At 41.2% G+C, this 1,117-nt stretch carries 1 protein-coding gene; it reads left to right on the top strand.

Translation table 11 applies throughout. The annotated features are described in order from the left end of the window. The first annotated feature begins 64 nt into the window (after nt 1-64). Nucleotides 65-973, top strand: coding sequence for a 1,4-dihydroxy-2-naphthoate polyprenyltransferase (locus B879_RS20865; RefSeq protein ID WP_009187201.1), 909 nt, complete (start codon nt 65-67; stop codon nt 971-973). The last annotated feature ends 144 nt before the right edge of the window (nt 974-1,117 follow it).

The following is a 1,117-nucleotide window of genomic DNA, read 5'->3' as shown; positions in this document are numbered from 1 at the left end:
CCCCCATTTTACTTTAACCCCCATAAACATTTCTTTTTTATTAGATTTGCCCAAAATTTAAAAAGTGGAAGTAGCACTTAAATCCAAAAAACAAGCCTGGCTGCATGCCATCAGGCTAAGAACTTTACCTTTGGCCCTGTCCAGCATTTTCATGGGCTCTTTTTTAGCAGCCTACACCGAAAAATTCAGATGGGAAGTCCTGTTGCTTGCTGCATTGACTACCATTTTCCTTCAGATTTTATCGAATCTTGCCAATGATTATGGAGATAGTGTTCATGGTGCAGACAGTGCAGACAGACTAGGGCCAGTAAGGGCTGTACAGGCAGGTGTGATCAGTTTAGAAGAAATGAAGCGTGCCATGTATCTTTTGGCTGGACTTTCCTTTTTAACAGGTTTGGGGCTGATTTATGTTGCCGTACAAAACTGGCTTACCTTTTTGATCTTTCTCTTCCTGGGATTAGCTGCCATTTGGGCGGCTATTTCTTATACCTCAGGCAAAAAACCCTATGGCTATGTAGGCTTAGGAGACATCTCCGTATTTCTGTTTTTTGGTATATTAGGTGTGGCAGGAACCTTTTTTCTCCACAGTCTTAATTTTTCCTGGAGTGTGATGTTGCCGGCCATATCTTTGGGCTGTTTCAGTACAGCTGTTTTGAACATCAATAATATCCGAGATATAGATTCCGACAAGATGGCAGGTAAGAAATCCATTCCTGTGAGGATCGGAAGGAGGAAAGCGGTCATGTACAATTGGTTTTTGATATTTCTAGGCAACGCATCCCTCTTGGCCTTCTCCCTGCAGCAAGGCACATGGAACGCCTTGCTGGCACTGCTTGTTCTTCCCTTTATGATTGGGGTGGGAAAAGCCGTACAGAACAAAACTAAAGCTCATGAGTTGGACCCCTACCTTAAAAAAATGGCCATTTCAACATTATTTTGGGTCATCCTTTTTGGTATTGGATTATTATTTTAAAGATAAATCTACATTCCATTACTGGTATTGATGGATTTTTTGTATTTTTTCCATCACTACCAAAAAACCTTTACACATGAAGACCATTCTCGTACCCTATGATTTTTCACAAGAAGCCGGTTATGCCTTTGAATTCGCTAAAGG

This window comes from Cecembia lonarensis LW9 (genome assembly GCF_000298295.1).
Taxonomy (GTDB): Bacteria; Bacteroidota; Bacteroidia; order Cytophagales; family Cyclobacteriaceae; genus Cecembia; species Cecembia lonarensis.
This window is presented reverse-complemented; position numbering and strand designations above follow the sequence as displayed.